Origin of the sequence: Geothrix campi (genome assembly GCF_024609265.1) — a bacterium.
Lineage (GTDB): Bacteria > Acidobacteriota > Holophagae > Holophagales > Holophagaceae > Geothrix > Geothrix campi.
Genome location: NZ_JANHMP010000002.1, coordinates 519,454 through 535,623 on the forward strand (window position 1 = coordinate 519,454; position 16,170 = coordinate 535,623).

The window sequence follows — 16,170 nt, forward strand, 5'->3', positions numbered from 1 at the left end:
GCGATACCGAGAGGGAAGGGCCCGCAGGGCGATGTGGTGGCATCGTTCAAGGGTGCTGACGCCGCGGGGCGCCCGCCTGGGTCCATCCCGGAGGGCGTGTGGCGGCGCGCGTCGCGAGGCGGCGTCAGGCTCGGATCGCGTAGTACCCGCTACGCTCACCTCGCCTTCCTGGCCTCGCTCGCGCGGTGCCACGCGCGCGGGGCCCTCCAATCCTTGGGCAGGCTCCTAGCGGCATCGGCAGGTAGCATGGGGGCATGGATCTGGTCCTGCTCCGTCTCTCCGCCCTCGGCGACATCCTCCGCGTTCTGCCCGCCTGGGCGAACCTCCACGAAGCCTTTCCCGACACCCGGTTCCGGGCCGTGGTGGAAGATCGGCACGCCTTCCTCCTGGAGCCTCTGCCCTGGCTGGAGCCCGTGATCGTGCGGCGGAAAAGGCTTTCGAATCCGCTGACGGCCCTGCCCGAGTTGAAGCGTGTGGCGGGCCTGATCCGGGATGCCGAGGCCAGCCTGGATTTCCACGGCATCCTGAAGGCGGCCCTCATCCCGCGGCTGGCGACCCTCCCCGAACGCTGGGGGGATGGGGTCACCAAGGAGTTCGCAGGAGCCCTCCAGACTCATCCGCTGCCCTTCCGGCGTCAGACCCGGTACGAACAGGCCCTGGGACTTTCCGAGGCCTTTGGGTTGAGCCGGGGCGTGAACGGCCTGGGCCGGTTCCGGCCTGTGCTGAAGACGGTGCCACTGCCGGATCCGGGCCCGGTCTGGCTTCAGGAGGCGAGGCCTCGTGCGGTCCTGGTGCCTGGTGCCTCCCGCCGCGGAGCCATCAAGCGCTGGCCCCTGCGCCACTGGATCAGCCTGGCCCGGATGCTAAAGGAGCGCTGGGACCTGCGCTGGTCCCTCGGACCGGAGGAAGAGGCTCTGCGGGACTGGCTGCCGGAGGCGACCGGTGTCGCCGCGCTGCCGCGGCTGGGGTTTTGGCAGCTCGCATCGGCGCTCCGGCAGGCGGACCGGGTGGTGGCGCCGGATACGGGGCTCTTGCACCTGGCGGTGGTGCTGGGGGTTCCCGCGCTGGGGCTCTACGGGTCCAGCGATCCGGTTGTCGCGGGGTTGCCGCCGGGCGCCGGCCAGGTCCTCCGAACTGGCATCAGCTGCTCTCCCTGCCGGGAGCGGGCCTGCCAGCGCCGACAGTGCCTGGAGGAACTCACGCCGGAGCAGGTGGCGAGTGCCATCTGAGGCATCGAACCGGCCGTTGCTGAAATCTCAGGACATTCCCAAGAGACTTTCCTGCCAGGCGTTCTTTTTTGCAAGAATGGGTCATCCGGGGATTGGATCTGCACCATGCCCTCCATAGACGCCTTCCAGGAACTCTTCCGCCGCCATCCCGTTCCGATGTGGATCTACGATCTGGCGACGCTGAAGTTTCTGGAGGTGAACGAAGCGGCCTGCGAAACCTATGGGTACGATCGGGAGGTCTTTCTCACCCTCACCCTGCGCGACATCCGCCCGCCTGAGGATGTGTTCCTGCTGGAGGACGATGTCGGCAAGGGGCGGCCACCCTTCCAGCGCAGCGGCACTTGGCGGCACGCCACCCGCACGGGCCGGATCCTCCAGGTGGAGATCACCTCGCACGCTCTTGGATTCGAGGGGCGTGACGCGGTCCTGGTCATGGCCCGGGATGTCTCGAACCGGCATGCCGAGGAGCGGGAACTCCAGCGGAGCCTCGTCCGGCTGGCTCAGGCCCGGAGGCTGGCCCGCCTGGTGGCCTGGGATTACGATTTGCTGGCGAAGCGGCTGGAATGGCCGGACGAGGCCATGGAGATCCTTGGGCTCCAGGGACAGCAGCCGGTCCGGAGCGCAGAGGACTACCTCGCCTTGGTACATCCCGAGGACCGGAAATGGGTCCGGACCTGGATCTTGAAGGCCCTGAAGGGAGACGCGAATTTCGATTTCGAACACCGCCTGCTCCTGGATTCAGGCGACGAACGCATCCTCCATCTGTCCGCCGAGGTGGTCCGCGATGGACACGGCCGGCGCACCCAACTCTGGGGCGTGGCCCAGGATGTGACAGAGGCCCGCCGGCGCCAGATGGCGGACCTCCAGTCCCAGAAGCTGGAAAGCCTGGGGCTGCTGGCCGGCGGCATTGTTCACGACTTCAACAACCTCCTCACCGCCATGCTGGCCAACTTCCAATTGGCGGCGGAGTCGATTCCGGAGGACAACCCGGCTCATCGCCACCTTCGCCTGGCCGCCGCAGCCGCGGAGAAGTCGGCCCTGCTGACTTCCCAGCTTCTGGGATATTCAGGGAAGGGGCGGTTCCATGTGCGGCCCCTCGATTTGAACAAGACCGTGGAGGAAGTGCTGGACATGCTCCGGCTGTCCCTCGGCACGAAGACGGAGCTCCACCTCCACTTCGAGGAGGGACTGCCTCCCGTGCTGGGAGATCCGGCGCAGATCCATCAGGTCGTGCTGAACCTGGCCACGAACGCCACGGAGGCGCTGGGCGGGAAGCCGGGTTCCATCCGCATCACCACGCAGTCGACCACGCTCGACGCTGCCTACATCCAGAGCACCTTCGCGCCCGCGGAGCAGGTGAGCCCAGGGCCTTATGTCTGTTTCCAGATCTCCGACACCGGGTGCGGGATCCCTCCAGAACGCCTGGGGCGCATTTTCGATCCCTTCTACACCACCAAGGTGAAGGGACGCGGCCTGGGCCTTTCCGCCATCCTCGGCATCATCAGGAGCCACGGTGGGGTCTTGAAGGTCTACAGCGAAGAGGGCCGGGGAACGAATTTCCGGATCTTCCTGCCCGCCTCCACCCGGGAACCCCATCCGGCCGAGCCGACGGGGGGGCTTGCCGGCAATCGGTCCACAGGGGGGCAGGTGCTGGTGGTGGATGACGACGAACTGGTGCGGGCCACCGCCCGCGGGGTCCTTGAGCGGGAGGGATTCGAGGTCCTGGAGGCCTCCGACGGACCGCTCTGTCTTGAGGCCCTGAAGGCCTCCCCCGGGCAGATCCGGCTGGTGCTCATGGATCTGACCATGCCGGGGATGGACGGGGTGGCGACCTACCAGGCCCTTCGGATCCTGGATCCGGACGTCAGGGTGGTTCTCACCAGCGGGTACAACGAGCAGGAGGCCATCAACCGGTTCGTGCAGGGCGATCTGGCCGGATTCATCCAGAAGCCCTTCAGTGCCGGCGATCTGGCGCGGATAGTGCACGCGGCCCTGGTGTAGATCTGAGTGCCGCCGGCAGAGGGGGGCCTCCCGCTCCACTCCCCGGTGGACTACCGGATATTGAACTTGAACTTGCCCTCATGGCATTCCAGGCACTTCACCTTGGGGGGCTGGTGCTGGCGGTGGCATTCCGTGCAGGGGATCTCTCCCAGATGGGAATCGTGGGGATTGGGCTTCGCATCCTTGGTCAGGGCCTTCATGGCGGGATAGTCGCCGTGGCATGTCATGCAGGAATCGGAAGCCACGGCCTTCTTGGTGGGCTTCTCCTCATGGTGGCAGTCGAAACAGTGGACCCCGGCCTTGGCGTGATGGTCGGGCAGTTTGTGGCCAGCGGCTTCCTGAGCCAGGGCGGGAACCGTCAGGAGCAGACAGGAGAGCAGGTTGGCAACGCAACGAACGGGAGTCATGGCGATTCCTCAAACCCTGGCGGTGGCAGCCGCCAGATTTCTAGGCAGTTTACAAAAGGCCTGGACCTTGTCTGAGCAGCGTGCCTTGGGTGGCCCCCCAGATCCAGGCCCTGGTTGGGATTTTGGCGGACGCGTGACCTCAATCACGTTTGAGTCCATACGGGCGGACGTCGAAGGTTCAGGTGTAGGATCATGACCCAGAAGGCATCTATGGCGGCATCTTTCCAGATCATTGCTAGTTATCCAATGAACTTTCAGGGGACCGAAGCAGGGGGTATTCCTGTCGTTGTCCCTGATCCAACCAAGGGGTCTGTATGAGAGGGAATCGCACGCACTTCGCCGCGGGCTTGGCCGTGGTGTTGTGGATGTCCTGTTTCACGGGGCTCCAGGCCCAGTCAGCCCAGACGCGGGCGAAGGTGCCCACCACCATCCCCCGCTACCAGCCGCAAGCCGCGGTGAAGGGCCCCATCGATCTGCCGGGGGCGGATGAGCTCATGGATCTCGGTGACGAATGGTCCAGCGGGTTCAAGAAGTTCCATCCTCAGGCCAACCTGATCTACCGGTCGAAGCTCACGAAGGAAGCCGTGAAGGACTTCCAGGAGGGCTCCGCTCTGCTCATCCTCGCAGACCGGGAACTCACGCCGGAGGAGACCAGGACCTTCCAGACCAAGTTCGGCTACATGCCGATGCGCATTCCCGTCTGTCTGGACGCCAACATTGTCTTCGTCAACAAGGCCAACCCCATCACCTCCATCTCCATGGAACAGCTCGACGCCATCTATTCCAGGGCGCGCCTCGGTGGCAGCAAGGCCCCCGCCATGGTCTGGGGTGACCTGGGAGTCAAGGGCGAGTACGCCAAGTTGCCCATCGTCGCCTACGCAAGGGCGGAAGGCACGAACACCCGCACTTCATTTGCCGCCCAGGCCATGCTCAAGGGCGAATACCGGCCCGGCATCCAGGAGCGGGATGATTCTTCGGCCCTGGCGGAAGCCGTCATGACCGATCGGGCGGGCATCGCCTTCGGGACCATGGCCTCCTGGTATTTCGCCAACAAGGTGCTCCCTGTGACGCCTTACCACATCGACGATGCCCGGTCTCCCAACCAGGAGAACGTCACCACCAGCAAGTACCCCATGCCCCGCCTGTTCTACGCCTACCTGAACCGGACGCCTGGGCAGCCCCTCCCCGGGCCGGTCAACGAGGTCATCCACTTCCTCCTGACCCAGGAAGGCCAGAACGCTGTGGCCGATTCCGGCCTGCTCCCCGGCCCCCCGGAGTTCATCCAGATCGCCCTGAAGCGCCTCAGCCGGTAGGTCCACCACTCAGGAAGGCCCTCGTGCCCAGACACGAGGGTCTTCCTGCGCCGTGTAAGGGTACAAGCAGAAGCCCGGCTTTGCCGTGTTTCTGCGCGGGGGTCCGGGGGTTTCCCTCGCAACGCATGCGTTGCGAGGGAAACCCCCGGAAAGCATTAAGCTCGCCGCCAGCCCACGGTGCCGTCCTTGCGGTCCTCCAGCACGATGCCCATGGCCTTGAGGTGGTCGCGGACGCGATCGGCCTCGGCCCAGTTCTTCGCGGCCTTGGCGGCCCGGCGCGCCTCGATGAGCGCCTCCACCTCGGCGTCGAGGCTGGCCTCCTCGTGGGGCCAAGCGGCGAAGATGGCATCGGCCTCGTCCAGGAAGGCCAGCACGGCGTCGCGCTCCTCGCGGGTGAGGGCCACGTGGTCGTCCTGGGCGTTGAGATCGCTGATGAGGGTAAAGAGGGCGGCCAGGGCTTCGGGGGTGTTCAGATCGTCGGCCATGGCCGCCCAGAACTGTTCCCGGGCCTGATCCAGGCGGGCTGCGGGTTCGATGGCCTCGGCCCAGGGCCCGCCCCCAGCCTGGCCTTCGCCCTCCATGCGCTTGCGGAAGGCGCGGATGCGCTTCAGCGAATTCTCGGCGGCCCGCAGACCCTCAAAGCTGAAGTTCAGCACCTTGCGGTAGTGGTTGCTCTGGATGGCGTAGCGCAGGGCGATGGGATCCACCCCCTTGGCCATCAGGTCACGCAGGGTAAAGAAGTTGCCCAGGCTCTTGGCCATCTTCTGGCCTTCGACCATGAGGAACTCGCCGTGGACCCAATGGTTCACCCAGCGGTGACCGAGGCAGCCCTCGCTCTGGGCGATTTCGTTCTCGTGGTGGGGGAAGATCAGGTCCACCCCGCCGCTGTGGATATCCACCCGCTCACCCAGCAGTTCCATGCCCATGGCCGAGCACTCGATATGCCACCCGGGCCGCCCGGGTCCCCAGGGGCTGTCCCACCACGGTTCCCCGGGCTTGGCCGCCTTCCACAGCACGAAGTCGGTGACGGAATCGCGCTCGTACTCGTCGGCATCCACGGAGGTTCCGCCCTGCATGCCCTCGCGATCCAGGTGCGCCAGGCAGCCGTACTGGGGCAGGCCGGCGATGCGGTAGTAGACGCTGCCCTCGCGGACATACGCCAGGCCCTTCGCCTCGAGTTCCTGCACCAAGTGGATCATCTGGGGAATGTAGGCCGTGGCGCGGGGGAGGAAATTCGCCCGCTGGACGCCCAGCGTCTCCAGATCCTCCAGGAAGACGGCGGTGAAGCGCTCGGTAAGGGCCTTCATGGCCTCGTGGCGGGCCCCGTTGGGGGCGTCCGCGGGCAGACCGCCCTGGGAATCGCGGATGATCTTGTCCTCGACATCCGTGATGTTCATGCAGTGGCGGACTTCGTGGCCCGCGGTCTGGAACGTGCGCTTGAGCAGGTCCTGGAAGAGGAAGGTTCTTAAATTTCCGATGTGTGCGTAGTTGTAAACTGTGGGGCCACAGGTGTACAACGAAACAATCCCGGGCACCACGGGTACCACAGGTTCGATCTTTCGAGTCAGGGTGTTGAAAAGGGAGATCCGCCGCTGCATCTTCATGGCACTAGGTAACCATCTTTATCCGTTCTTCTAAAGGCTTCGTGTGTCCTCATGGGTTTCTTCGATAGAAAATCCGGAGATCAGGCGTCGATCGGACGGGACGAGCGGTTGCACCAATTGGAGGGTGAGAACCGGGCCCTCAAGAGCCGCCTGGAAGATACCCAGGAGCTGGTGCGCCACCTGGATGAGGATCGGGATCTCCTCCTGGGGGCCGTGGAGCGGCTCCGCCCGGGGCTCCCTCCCCGGGAGCTGGGAGAGGCCCTCCTGGAGGTCTGCTTCAAGCCGCTGGGCCTGGCCTGCTTCTACGTGGCTCTGGCGGATTGGGACCGGGATCAACTGGAGTTCGTGCTCTACCACGAGGGTGGACGCGTCCGGCAGCATCCGTCCCGGCGGCTTTCCGACCGGGCCGGCCTGTCTGAGCGGGTTCTCTCCAATGGACGCCCCATCTACATCCGGACCATGGAGGAGGGCCAGGCGTCAGGCAGCCTGCTGACCGCGGCAGAACAGGCCACTGGGCTCATCCCCAACTCCTGGTACGGCGTCCCGCTGGGCAAGGGACCCCATCCGGCGGGGCTCGTGAGCTTCCAGAGCTTCCAGACAGACGCCTTCAGCGAAAGTCGGCGGCGGGTCATGGATGCCCTGGCGACCCTGCTGTCGACCTGCATGTGCCAGCAGGAGACCCTTCAGCACCCCTGAAGGGCCGCTCAGGTTCGTTGGACCAGGGCCAGGAGGTCCTCCGGCAGCACCCGTGCGCGGTTGTCGGAACCGGCCACCAGATGGATGCTCTCGCCCTCGGCCAGCAGTGTGCCGTCCCGCTCGATGCGGTAGCCGAAGACAATGCGGCGGCGACCGGTCTCCCGCAGGAAAGTCCGAACCTGCACCAGTTCATCGTAGTAGGCGGGTGCCCTGAAGCGCACCCGGATCTCATTCACCACGAGACGCACCCCTCGGGCTTCCCAGTCCGCGTAGCTCTGGCCGAGTTCACGGAGGAAATCGCTGCGACCAAGCTCCATCCACACGGGATACGTCGCGTGGTGGACGATGCCCATGGCATCGGTCTCGGCATAGCGCACTCGGAGTTCGGTCAGCGATTCCATGACTCCAGCGTACACAAAGAAGCCCCGCCGGAGCGGGGCTTGTGGTGCGCGCGGACCGGGCTCCCGGCTACTCGACGGTGACGCGGATGTGATCGCCCTTGTCCGTGGTGACTTCCAGGAGCAGGTCGCCCGGCTTGGCGTCGGAGAGCAGCTTCTGGAGCTGTTCGGGTTTCAGGCCCTTCTTCGATTCGCCGTTGATCTTGATCTCGCCCTCGCCCGCCATGTCGAGGATGCCGTTGGCCAGGCTGATGGGCATGCGGATATGCACTTCGTTGGGGCCGTCCACGCCCTGGCGCTTGGCATGGTGATGGAAGGATTTGGAGACGATGTCCACCTTGAGGAACCGCGCGTTCTGCGCGGCCAGAGGGAGGGCGAGGCTGGCCGCCAGGGCCAGCGGGATCATGATGGCGCGCATGGGCGTCCTCCTTGGAAGGAATGGGGTCGGCACTCGCCGGGTCGAAAGAGATTACGGGGTGCTGATGCGGAGGATTAGCCCGGATATCCTGGAAGGTGGAACGGAAGGCCGCCTGCTTCCATCCAAGGTCCATGTGCGGTCCGTCCGCCCTCTTTCCGGAGTCCCAGCATGAAAGCCCTCGCCGCCCTCCTGCTCATCGCCGCGCCCCTGGTGGCCCAGGGACCCGTGAAGTGGGAGCACGACTACCAGGCCGCCCTCAAGCGCGCCAAAGCCGAAAAGAAGGTCATCTTCATGGACCTCTGGACCGAGTGGTGCCCGCCCTGCCAGTACCTGCAGAAGAACGTCTTCCCCAGCGCCGAGGGCCAGGCTGCCCTGGCCAAGGTGGTGCCCTTCTCCGCGCTGGTGGAGAAGCGGGATCGTACGCCTCTACCCGAGGGGAAGAAGCTGGCCGATAAGTTCGGTCTGGAAGCCTTCCCGACCATGGTGATTCTCGATGCCGATGGCAAAGAGGTCCGCCGCCAGGTGGGTGCCTTCCGCACCGGAGCCGAGTTCGCGGCCTGGCTGGGTAGCAAGTAGCTGTCAGCCCTCAGGAGAAGGACGGCGGCCTGTGGGCCGCCGTCCTTCTTTTTGCTGGGGGGCGAGGGCTGACAGCCCTCACAGATCCTTCACTCCGCCCGCTGTCTTCGGGGGCTTGGGGAGGCGCTGCTTGATGCCCTCCAACTCGTCCTGCTGGGCGCCCATGCTGGGTCTGGGTGGGGGAGGCGGTGGGGGCTTTTTGGGGTCGGGTGGAGGGGGCGGGGCCGCATCCTTCACGAGGGTCTGCAGGTCGTGGATGGCCTCCCGCTGGCCCGGCTGCTCCAGGAGCAGGCGTTCGAGGAGGGTCCGGGCCTCGGCGGGCCGCTGGGCCTCCCGGTGGGCACGAGCGGCCAGGAGCAGGGCCGGGGCCCGCCAGGGAGGCAGGGGACGTGGGGCGCCTTGGCCCACCAGGGGCGACAGCGTCTTGAGGGCCTCTTCGGGGAGGCCCGCCCGCAGGTCGATCTGCGCAGCCAGGAGCAGGTGGGAGGGCTTGGCGTCTCCGGGCCGCCAGCGGCGGGCGCCAGGCAGGTCGCCATTCTCCAGGGCCTGCTGGGCGAGCCAGGCCTTCACGCTGGGGGGAGCCCATATTTTCCCCGCCTGGGCGCGGAGGGGGGCCGCCAGGGCCAGCAGGAGGAGCAGGGCGGGGCGCCAGCGCGCCATGGGTTTCCCGGCGAAGGCCAGCCAGAGGGCCAGCCCCGCCAGGGCCAACCAGGCCCCCACCTCGGGATGGGCCGGCTGGAGGGACCGTTGGGCCGGCAGGGGCAGCCTGCCGGCGGCCAGGGCCTGAAGGCCCGTGGCAGCGGTCTCGCCAGTGGTGAAGACCTGGCCGCCGGTGGCCTGGGCCAGACGCGCCAGGAACTCAGGGCGGGCGGTGCTCACGGCGGGTTCCTGCGAGGAGGGCTGGGCGGGGGGCTGGTCCCCAGGGCGGGCTCTGATCGGGACGGCGTGGGACTGGCCGTCGCCGAAGGCCAGCACACAGACGGGGAGCTTCGCCTTCTTCAGGGCGGTGACGGCGCGGTCCAGGGCGGCTTCGGGGGCCTCCCAGGTCTCCTCGCCATCGCTCAGCAACAGGATGACGGCGGGCGCCTCCCGGTCCGCCTGGGCGGCCACCTGGGGCAGGCCCCGGCCCAGGCTCGTGCCCGGGGAGCCCACCTCGCCAGGGACCACGGCCCGTAGCGCTTCACGGAGCAGGGTGCGGTCCTCCCCAGGCGGCTGGAGCGGGATGGCATCGCCGGTCAGCAAGTCCAGGCTCCACCGGAGGCCGGCCTGGGGCTGGGCCCAGATGCGGTCCAGGGCACCCACGGCCGCATCCCACCGGGAACGCCCCGCCGCGTCGGGCACGATCATGGAGCGGCTGGCGTCCAGCACCACATGCACCGTGAGCCGCGGGAACTCCGGCAGGCCCCAGCGGGGCTCCGCCAGACCGATGCCCAGACCGGCCAGCATCAGGGCCATGCCCAGGCCCTGCCAGAGCGGGCGCTGGCCCACCACCTGCACCCCCAGGCCCGGCCGGAGATGCGCCCGCAAGGCCAGCGCGAGAACCAGCACGATCGCCCCCCCGAAGGGAGCGAGCAGCCAGGGATGGGTGAAGGGGAGGCTCATGGTCCCTCGACCCAGGCAGGGCGGGGCTTGCCGCGCTTGAAGGTCAGGTCGGCGGCCAGGGGCACGGCCAGCAGGGCGGCCACCAGGAGGCACCAGCGGGCCAGGGGTTGCCCTTCCGTGGGCTGATCCACGGGCAGAAGCGTCTTCTCCAGCTGGTCCACCGACGCAAGGCTGCGGGCCAGGCCGACGGGATCCTCGGCGCTGAAGGATTCGCCGCCCGTGAGATGGGCCACCTGCCGCAAGGTGGCGTGGTCCACTTCCACCCGGAGGCGGGCGAAGCCGCCGCCCTCCAGGGGCACCAGGCTCTCACCGTCGGTGCCGATGGCCACGGCATGGATGCGGATGCCGTTGCGCTGCGCCTCTTCCGCGGCCTCCACGGGCGTCACCCGGCCCCGGTTCTGCACCCCGTCGGTGATGAGCAGGATCACCCGGCTGCGGGCCGGGCTGTCCTCCAGACGCCGCACGGCGGTCATGAGGGCCGAGCCGATGGCGGTGCCGTCGTCGCGGCTGTCGAGGTCGAGGCGGGCCAGCATGCGCAGCAGGCGCGTGTGATCGGCGGTGAGGGGGCTGAGCGTCACGGGATGGGCGCTGAAGAGGATGAGGGCGAAGCGGTCGTCGGGGCGGCGCTGGACGAACTGGGCCAGGGTGCGGCGGGCCGCGTGCCAGCGGTCCTCGTCGGGCCGGTCGAGGATCCGCATGCTGCTGCTGCCATCCAGCACCACGGCGAAATCCACCACGGGTGCCTCGCCGCGCACGGGCCGGCGCCATTCCGGGCCTGCCGCGGCCAGGCCCAGGGCCAGCGCCAGCAGAGGCGGCAGCCAGTGGGAGCTCAGCCGGGCCAGGGAAGTCGAGGGCCGCGAGGAGGGGATGCCCCAGCGGTAGACCACCCGCCAGGCCCAGATGAGCAGGGGCACCGCCACCAGCAGCAGCAGGGGATGGCGCAGGGCGATCATGCATCCCCCTTGCTGTCGCCACGGGCGTCCAACGCGGCCACCAGCGGCTCTGGGGCCGGGAAGGGGGGCTCGGTGCGGCCGAAGCGGGCGGCGTCGAGGCTCTTCGTCCACTGATCCCAGGGACCCAGGTTGCGGGCTTGGAACTCGGCGGGCCCCCAAGCGCGGGCGGCCTCCCCGAAGCGGGCGGCCAGCAGCTCGCGGCCCAGGGCATGGGCGGCGTCGAGGGCGGCGCGGTCCCGTCGGGCCGGAGGCCAGTGCCGGCGGAAGGTGTGGGCTGCGTGATGCAGGTGCCGCTTGGCCGAACCCTTCCGCCAGCGTCGTATGACCCAGGCGGCCAGGCCCAAGGGGGGTAGCAGCAGCAGGCTGGCCCAGGCCCAGGGGAAGGGGATGGCGGGCAGGAGGTCTTCATTCCCACCGCCGAAGCCCACCCAGGGACCGCCGAAGGGAATGGTGCGGGGCACGTCGAGGCGCAGTTCGGGGCTCCGCTGCCCGTTGCCCAGGTCCAGGCCGGGGATCATGGCATGGCCCGGTTCCAGGGCTTGCACCTGGAAGCGCCAACCGCGGCCATCGGGCAGGGGCTCCATGGAGCGCAGGCGCAGCGGACCCAGGCGATCCTCCACCGTGGGCCGGGGCGGAGCGGGCAGGGCAGGATCCGCCTCCCGCAGCTCCAGCACCTGCAGTTCGCCAAGTTTCAGCTGGGCTGGCGCCTTCCAGGTAGGGGCGGCTCCGGCCAGCAGGGTTACGACCATCAAGACTGCTGTTTTCCCATATCTCGGATTTGGTGCACGAAATCCGAGCGTGGACAGACGATGGAGGGAACCACCCGGCCTCATGCGCCCCCCGCCCGCAGCCAGGCGTTCAGCTTCACCACGGGATCCTCGAGCAGGTCCCAGCGCTGCCGCTCGATGGCGGGGGAGAAGCCCGGATCGGGCCAGGCCGGGGCCTTGGGGCCTTCCGGGGTCTCCGGCTGGAACCAGACGAGCCGGTGTCGCGTCGCCAGGGGCTTCAGCAGAGGGGCCAGGCCCTGGAGCCCCGCGCCGTTGCTGAAGAGCCAGAGGCGATGCCCCTTCCCGTGCTCGCCCCAGTGGCCCAGAGCCTCCCGCCAGGCGGCTTCCGTGGGAATGGACGGCCCCCGCTCGGCGAGGGTCTCCAAGATGCGCAGGCCATGGATGCGCCCTCGCTTGGGGGCGATGCGCAGGGCGGGGGTGCGGCCGTCGCCGGGCACGATGAGCCCCAGCCGGTCGCCGGTGGCCTGGAGGGTGGCGAAGGCGGCGCCGCAGAGTTCCAGAGCCCAGCGCAGGGGTGAGACGGGATCGCCGAGGAACATGGAAGGCGAGGGGTCCACCACCAGCCACAGCACCAGGTCGCGGCTGCTCTCGAAGCGCTTCATGATCGGCTCGCCCGTGCGGGCGGTCAGGGGCCAGTTGATGAAGCGGGGATCGTCGCCCGGCACGTAAGGCCGGTTCTCCACGAAGGTGAGTCCCGCGCCCTTGAGTTTCGAAGGGTGCAGGCCTTCGGTTCCGCCGCCCAGCCGCCCACGAAGGCGCAGCGGCAGGCGTCGCAGGCGGGCGAGGAAGCGGGCGGGGAGGGGCATGGAGGTTCAGTATGGCCTAGGTCCGCACCGCCTTCATGCCCCTCTTCGTTCTACCACCGCACCCGCACGCGGTACGTCAGCGTGGCTTTGCCTTCGGCCGGGACCGCCACCTGGAACTTTCCGGTGCCGGCGGCGGCCTTGGTGCAGGGGTGGCTGCTCTGGAGCACCTCCCAGTCGCCGGGCATGGGCTCCAGCACGGTGACGGTGACGGGTTCCTTCTTGGCGTTCTTCAGCTCGATCTCGAAGGCGGATTCATGGACGAAGCCGTATTTCCCCTGCCGGCCCAGGCTCTTGTAGTCGGTCTGCTTGCGCCGGGCCGTGACATCGAACGCGTCGCCCAGCTTCAGGCGGACCAGCTCGTTCTTCGGCGTGTGGTCCACGCTGTCCTCGCCCACGAACTGCGCGCGGCCCTCGCTGTCCCGCTTGTAGACGCGGATGATGCCCTTGGGGAGCGGCATGCCGAGGCGGCTGGACTCCTTGTTGTCGAATTCCACGAAGACGCCCACCTTCTGCTTGTCGCCCAGGTCGCCGTAGCTGCCGGTGTAGTAGTAGGTCTGCCCCTGGAGCAGGTACTCCTTGCGGACGGGCACGGCGCTGGCGCTGAGCAGGGCCACCTGCTTGGTCTGGTTCACGGCCAGGGTGGTAGGGCGGTCCAGGGTGTAGAGGTGGTACTCGAAGAGGCTCTCCTCGGCCATCTTCGGCGGGGCTGGAGCGGCTCTCGCCAGGACTTCCACGGCGGCGTAGGCGCGCTCCGGGCGCTGCTGGGCCCGGTTCACATCCCCCGCCACCAGCTGCAGGGTGGCGTTGGGGTAGGCGGCGCCGCTCTGGTTGGTGAGGGTCACCCAGCCGCTGAGGTCGAGGGCCTTTTCGTCGGCGGAGAGGTTGGCCACGTAGTCCGCGCGCCAGGAGAGGCCGCCGGTGAGGTAGCTCAGCTCCAGCTTCTGCTCCCGGTCGGCCCCGCTGTTGAGGCTGATCACCAGGGTGGGCCGGGCCCGCAGGTTGCCGGGCACCTTGGGGAAGATGAGGCGGCCGGGGACGCTGGTCTCGATGCGATCCGCGAACTGGAGCACCGTGCCATTGTTAGTGGCCAGCACCGTGGCGTCCTCGCGGACCTCCTTCGCCCCCGCGCCGGATTCGTTCGGCACGCTGCGCACCACGATCACCTTCTCGCCCACGTATTTCTCCAGCAGCTTCTGGGGTGTGAGCAGGTCGAAGTCGAAGTTCTGTTCGGCCACCCAGAAATCCTTCGGATGGGTGAGGTTCCGCAGCAGGGCCGTCTCGGGCCGGATCTGTGCCGACACCTCCTGGAAGGCCAGGCGGGATTCACCCTTGGGCAGCCGCACCTCCCGGGTGTCCTTCACCAGGGCCAGGTTGTCGTTATAAATCGTGACCGCCAGGGCCTTCTGGTCCTTGAGCGTGGTGACGGACTCCTGGGCGATCAGGAGCGAGGGCAGGGCGGCGAGCAACAGGACGGGGCGCATGGAACCTCCGGGGAGAGCGGGCTCATCAAGGGCCCGATAATGGGGTAATGCCGAGACTGTGGAGTTCCTTTCATGGAAGGGAGTTTTTTCTGCCTCAGGGCTTGCTTGCAGCCCTTTCCTCAGGGCTGGTCAGGGCCTCGTAGGTAAGAAGCACCTCGCCGTGGGGTGGGACTTCGATGGTGAAGTCCCACGAGCTTCCGCCAGACCGGTGGCCAGAGTGGTTCGCACGGATGATCTTCCAGTCGGCTGGAAGCGGCTCGCGAACGGTCAATGCGACGGAATGAGCCAGGACGCTCCGAACCCTCACCTCGACTCGGTACTTCCAGCGGAAGGCGGGGCTTTCCCGCAACCACAGCCGAGCCAACCAGCCCACTGGCTCCCGCTTGGTGTCCAGGCCTCGCCGCTCCACGTAGAGTCCCCGGGCGAGCCCGAAATCGAGCTCAATCTCTTCTCCTGGTGGTGTTCCGGGAAACTCGCTTAGGTATGCGGAGGCCTCGTTCTGGAGAATCACCAACCCACCGACAGGATCCCGGTAGCGGATGAGGAGGTCACCACCCGGTAAAGCCCGACCCAGCTTCATAGCTGTTGTGTTGGGGACCATGGCCGTGCGATGCACGCGCGGATGGCGGTACCAATCACTGTCCTCCCTCTCCTTGAACAAGGACCCCTCCAGGAACCCAGATGGGGTGGTGTCGGGTGCCTCATAGGGGGCCTGGACCAGGAGGCGCTGGTGAATGGGGATGCCCTCAACGGCCATGAGCCGGAGTTGCTTCTCCGAGCGGGCGACCAGGGTCACGGGCCGGTCAAGGGTGAACAGGGGGTATTCCGAGAGCTTCTCCTCTCTGAAGACTGGAGCGGAGGCGAGGACTTCGACCACAACCGCGGTCTTTGTCTCTGTCTTATCGACTTGAGGTGTGTTCTGGTCCGAAGGGGGTGGGTCATAAACCATGTTTGGGGCTCCAGCCACGAGTTGGAGCAGCGTTCCCGGAAGTTCTCCCCCGCTTTGATTTTTCACGGTGGCGAGTACATCAAGATCCATGTGCCGGCCATCGCTGGCGATGGTGGCGATGTAGAAGGGGTTCCAGGTGAAATCCGTGGCGGTGTAGAGGAGGGTGACCGCGGCGTCGCTCGCAGCAGGCAGGCTGATGTCCTGGAGCAATGTCGGTGAAGGACGGAGGGCGGACGGTAGATTCAGGAATGAAACTTGGCCAGATCCGCCGATCCGAAGTCCCTCCGAGGTTGAAACCACCACCCCTGGATCGGGGGCATGAGCATAGGCGCTGGCCTTTCTGGCGATCCGCTCCAAGGGCTTGGCGTCTGGACGGAATCTGGGATTAAGGAGCGGGACTGAAACCAAGGTGCCTTCTTGCCTCGACTTTCCCTCTTCCCCCTTGATTCGCACCGGCAGGCCCAGACTGGCGTCTACGAGGGAGGCTGGGGAGAGCAGGTTGAACTCGAAGTTACGCTCGCGTACCTGGAATTCATTGCCGGGATCGAGCAGGGTGGCGCTCTTGGGGCGCAGGGTGGGCAGCAGGTCGGCGAAGGCCAGGCGGCTGAGGCCCGCGGGCAGGCTCACGCGGCGCGTGTCGCGCACGGCGGCCAGGCCGTTCTGATAGATGGTGACGCTGAGGGCCGTACGATCCTTTGCAGTGGTGCGGATCTCTGGCGACTGACCCTGGAGGGGGGCCAGCACCAAGGTAAAGAAGATCAGCAGGGTGCGCATGGGAATGCCCCAGCATGGCGGAAATGCCATCGTCCAGCCAGGGCACGAATGCGCAAGGAAACCTGTGAAGCGGAGGATGGTGTAGGAGTGGAAGGAACGGAGGAAAACCCACAGGCAAGGCCTTCTTTCCCCGTTCTCCTCAACTCCTCCGGCTCCCTCCGCTTATTACTTCCGT

Annotated in this window: 15 protein-coding genes; 5 read left to right on the plus strand and 10 right to left on the minus strand. The window is 67.2% G+C overall.

Going from position 1 to position 16,170, the window contains the following annotated elements; genetic code table 11:
* The first annotated feature begins 254 nt into the window (after nt 1-254).
* Nucleotides 255-1,229, plus strand: coding sequence for a glycosyltransferase family 9 protein (locus NOV65_RS11515; protein ID WP_257306602.1), 975 nt, complete (start codon nt 255-257; stop codon nt 1,227-1,229).
* Nucleotides 1,230-1,334: 105 nt separating this feature from the next.
* Nucleotides 1,335-3,230, plus strand: a complete 1,896-nt coding sequence (locus tag NOV65_RS11520; RefSeq protein ID WP_257306603.1) for a PAS domain-containing hybrid sensor histidine kinase/response regulator — start codon at nt 1,335-1,337, stop codon at nt 3,228-3,230.
* A 50-nt stretch (nt 3,231-3,280) separates the two neighbouring features.
* On the opposite strand, the gene NOV65_RS11525 is transcribed toward NOV65_RS11520, so the two are convergent.
* The gene (locus NOV65_RS11525) at nt 3,281-3,637 is read right to left on the minus strand and encodes a cytochrome c3 family protein (protein WP_257306604.1); all 357 of its coding nucleotides are present in this window, start codon (nt 3,635-3,637) and stop codon (nt 3,281-3,283) included.
* Nucleotides 3,638-3,951: 314 nt separating this feature from the next.
* On the opposite strand from NOV65_RS11525, the gene NOV65_RS11530 reads away from it, so the two are divergent.
* Nucleotides 3,952-4,950 carry a PstS family phosphate ABC transporter substrate-binding protein gene (locus NOV65_RS11530; RefSeq protein ID WP_257306605.1) on the plus strand — a complete coding sequence of 333 codons (999 nt, stop codon included), beginning with the start codon at nt 3,952-3,954 and terminating at the stop codon, nt 4,948-4,950.
* 155 nt (nt 4,951-5,105) lie between these two features.
* Here NOV65_RS11530 and cysS read toward each other — a convergent pair whose 3' ends face one another.
* Nucleotides 5,106-6,554, minus strand: coding sequence for a cysteine--tRNA ligase (gene cysS, locus NOV65_RS11535; protein WP_257306606.1), 1,449 nt, complete (start codon nt 6,552-6,554; stop codon nt 5,106-5,108).
* A 108-nt stretch (nt 6,555-6,662) separates the two neighbouring features.
* On the opposite strand from cysS, the gene NOV65_RS11540 reads away from it, so the two are divergent.
* A complete protein-coding gene (locus NOV65_RS11540) occupies nt 6,663-7,250 on the plus strand; it encodes a GAF domain-containing protein (RefSeq protein ID WP_306672091.1) in 588 nt (195 codons plus the stop codon).
* An 8-nt stretch (nt 7,251-7,258) separates the two neighbouring features.
* Here NOV65_RS11540 and NOV65_RS11545 read toward each other — a convergent pair whose 3' ends face one another.
* Nucleotides 7,259-7,651, minus strand: a complete 393-nt coding sequence (locus NOV65_RS11545; RefSeq protein WP_257306607.1) for an acyl-CoA thioesterase — start codon at nt 7,649-7,651, stop codon at nt 7,259-7,261.
* A gap of 67 nt (nt 7,652-7,718) precedes the next feature.
* Nucleotides 7,719-8,066, minus strand: a complete 348-nt coding sequence (locus NOV65_RS11550; RefSeq protein ID WP_257306608.1) for a hypothetical protein — start codon at nt 8,064-8,066, stop codon at nt 7,719-7,721.
* Between the two features lie 168 nt (nt 8,067-8,234).
* Here NOV65_RS11550 and NOV65_RS11555 point away from each other — a divergent pair, with 168 nt between their 5' ends.
* Nucleotides 8,235-8,642 carry a thioredoxin family protein gene (locus NOV65_RS11555; RefSeq protein WP_257306609.1) on the plus strand — a complete coding sequence of 136 codons (408 nt, stop codon included), beginning with the start codon at nt 8,235-8,237 and terminating at the stop codon, nt 8,640-8,642.
* A 78-nt stretch (nt 8,643-8,720) separates the two neighbouring features.
* Here NOV65_RS11555 and NOV65_RS15485 read toward each other — a convergent pair whose 3' ends face one another.
* The 6 genes from NOV65_RS15485 to NOV65_RS11585 all read right to left on the minus strand — a co-directional run bounded on the left by NOV65_RS15485 (nt 8,721) and on the right by NOV65_RS11585 (nt 15,995).
* Nucleotides 8,721-10,244, minus strand: a complete 1,524-nt coding sequence (locus NOV65_RS15485; RefSeq protein ID WP_306672093.1) for a vWA domain-containing protein — start codon at nt 10,242-10,244, stop codon at nt 8,721-8,723.
* Nucleotides 10,241-11,197 carry a VWA domain-containing protein gene (locus tag NOV65_RS11565; RefSeq protein ID WP_257306610.1) on the minus strand — a complete coding sequence of 319 codons (957 nt, stop codon included), beginning with the start codon at nt 11,195-11,197 and terminating at the stop codon, nt 10,241-10,243. Before NOV65_RS11565 ends, NOV65_RS15485 begins: the two co-directional genes overlap by 4 nt.
* On the minus strand, nt 11,194-11,946 hold the full coding sequence (locus tag NOV65_RS11570; RefSeq protein ID WP_257306611.1) for a hypothetical protein: 753 nt from the start codon (nt 11,944-11,946) through the stop codon (nt 11,194-11,196). Before NOV65_RS11570 ends, NOV65_RS11565 begins: the two co-directional genes overlap by 4 nt.
* A gap of 80 nt (nt 11,947-12,026) precedes the next feature.
* Nucleotides 12,027-12,791 carry a DUF58 domain-containing protein gene (locus NOV65_RS11575; protein WP_257306612.1) on the minus strand — a complete coding sequence of 255 codons (765 nt, stop codon included), beginning with the start codon at nt 12,789-12,791 and terminating at the stop codon, nt 12,027-12,029.
* A 50-nt stretch (nt 12,792-12,841) separates the two neighbouring features.
* Nucleotides 12,842-14,272: a DUF4139 domain-containing protein gene (locus NOV65_RS11580; RefSeq protein ID WP_257306613.1), complete on the minus strand. Its 1,431-nt coding sequence runs from the start codon at nt 14,270-14,272 to the stop codon at nt 12,842-12,844.
* A 94-nt stretch (nt 14,273-14,366) separates the two neighbouring features.
* Entirely contained in the window at nt 14,367-15,995 is a 1,629-nt protein-coding gene (locus tag NOV65_RS11585; protein WP_257306614.1) for a DUF4139 domain-containing protein, read from the minus strand.
* Nucleotides 15,996-16,170: the final 175 nt, after the last annotated feature.

Excerpts from the sequence above, each read along its gene's own strand:
- NOV65_RS11515 (WP_257306602.1), top strand. The coding sequence starts at position 255 with ATGGATCTGGTCCTGCTCCGTCTCTCCGCCCTCGGCGACATCCTCCGC.
- NOV65_RS11520 (WP_257306603.1), top strand. The coding sequence starts at position 1,335 with ATGCCCTCCATAGACGCCTTCCAGGAACTCTTCCGCCGCCATCCCGTT.
- NOV65_RS11525 (WP_257306604.1), bottom strand. The coding sequence starts at position 3,637 with ATGACTCCCGTTCGTTGCGTTGCCAACCTGCTCTCCTGTCTGCTCCTG.
- NOV65_RS11530 (WP_257306605.1), top strand. The coding sequence starts at position 3,952 with ATGAGAGGGAATCGCACGCACTTCGCCGCGGGCTTGGCCGTGGTGTTG.
- cysS (WP_257306606.1), bottom strand. The coding sequence starts at position 6,554 with ATGAAGATGCAGCGGCGGATCTCCCTTTTCAACACCCTGACTCGAAAG.
- NOV65_RS11545 (WP_257306607.1), bottom strand. The coding sequence starts at position 7,651 with ATGGAATCGCTGACCGAACTCCGAGTGCGCTATGCCGAGACCGATGCC.
- NOV65_RS11550 (WP_257306608.1), bottom strand. The coding sequence starts at position 8,066 with ATGCGCGCCATCATGATCCCGCTGGCCCTGGCGGCCAGCCTCGCCCTC.
- NOV65_RS11555 (WP_257306609.1), top strand. The coding sequence starts at position 8,235 with ATGAAAGCCCTCGCCGCCCTCCTGCTCATCGCCGCGCCCCTGGTGGCC.
- NOV65_RS15485 (WP_306672093.1), bottom strand. The coding sequence starts at position 10,244 with ATGAGCCTCCCCTTCACCCATCCCTGGCTGCTCGCTCCCTTCGGGGGG.
- NOV65_RS11565 (WP_257306610.1), bottom strand. The coding sequence starts at position 11,197 with ATGATCGCCCTGCGCCATCCCCTGCTGCTGCTGGTGGCGGTGCCCCTG.
- NOV65_RS11570 (WP_257306611.1), bottom strand. The coding sequence starts at position 11,946 with ATGGTCGTAACCCTGCTGGCCGGAGCCGCCCCTACCTGGAAGGCGCCA.
- NOV65_RS11575 (WP_257306612.1), bottom strand. The coding sequence starts at position 12,791 with ATGCCCCTCCCCGCCCGCTTCCTCGCCCGCCTGCGACGCCTGCCGCTG.
- NOV65_RS11580 (WP_257306613.1), bottom strand. The coding sequence starts at position 14,272 with ATGCGCCCCGTCCTGTTGCTCGCCGCCCTGCCCTCGCTCCTGATCGCC.
- NOV65_RS11585 (WP_257306614.1), bottom strand. The coding sequence starts at position 15,995 with ATGCGCACCCTGCTGATCTTCTTTACCTTGGTGCTGGCCCCCCTCCAG.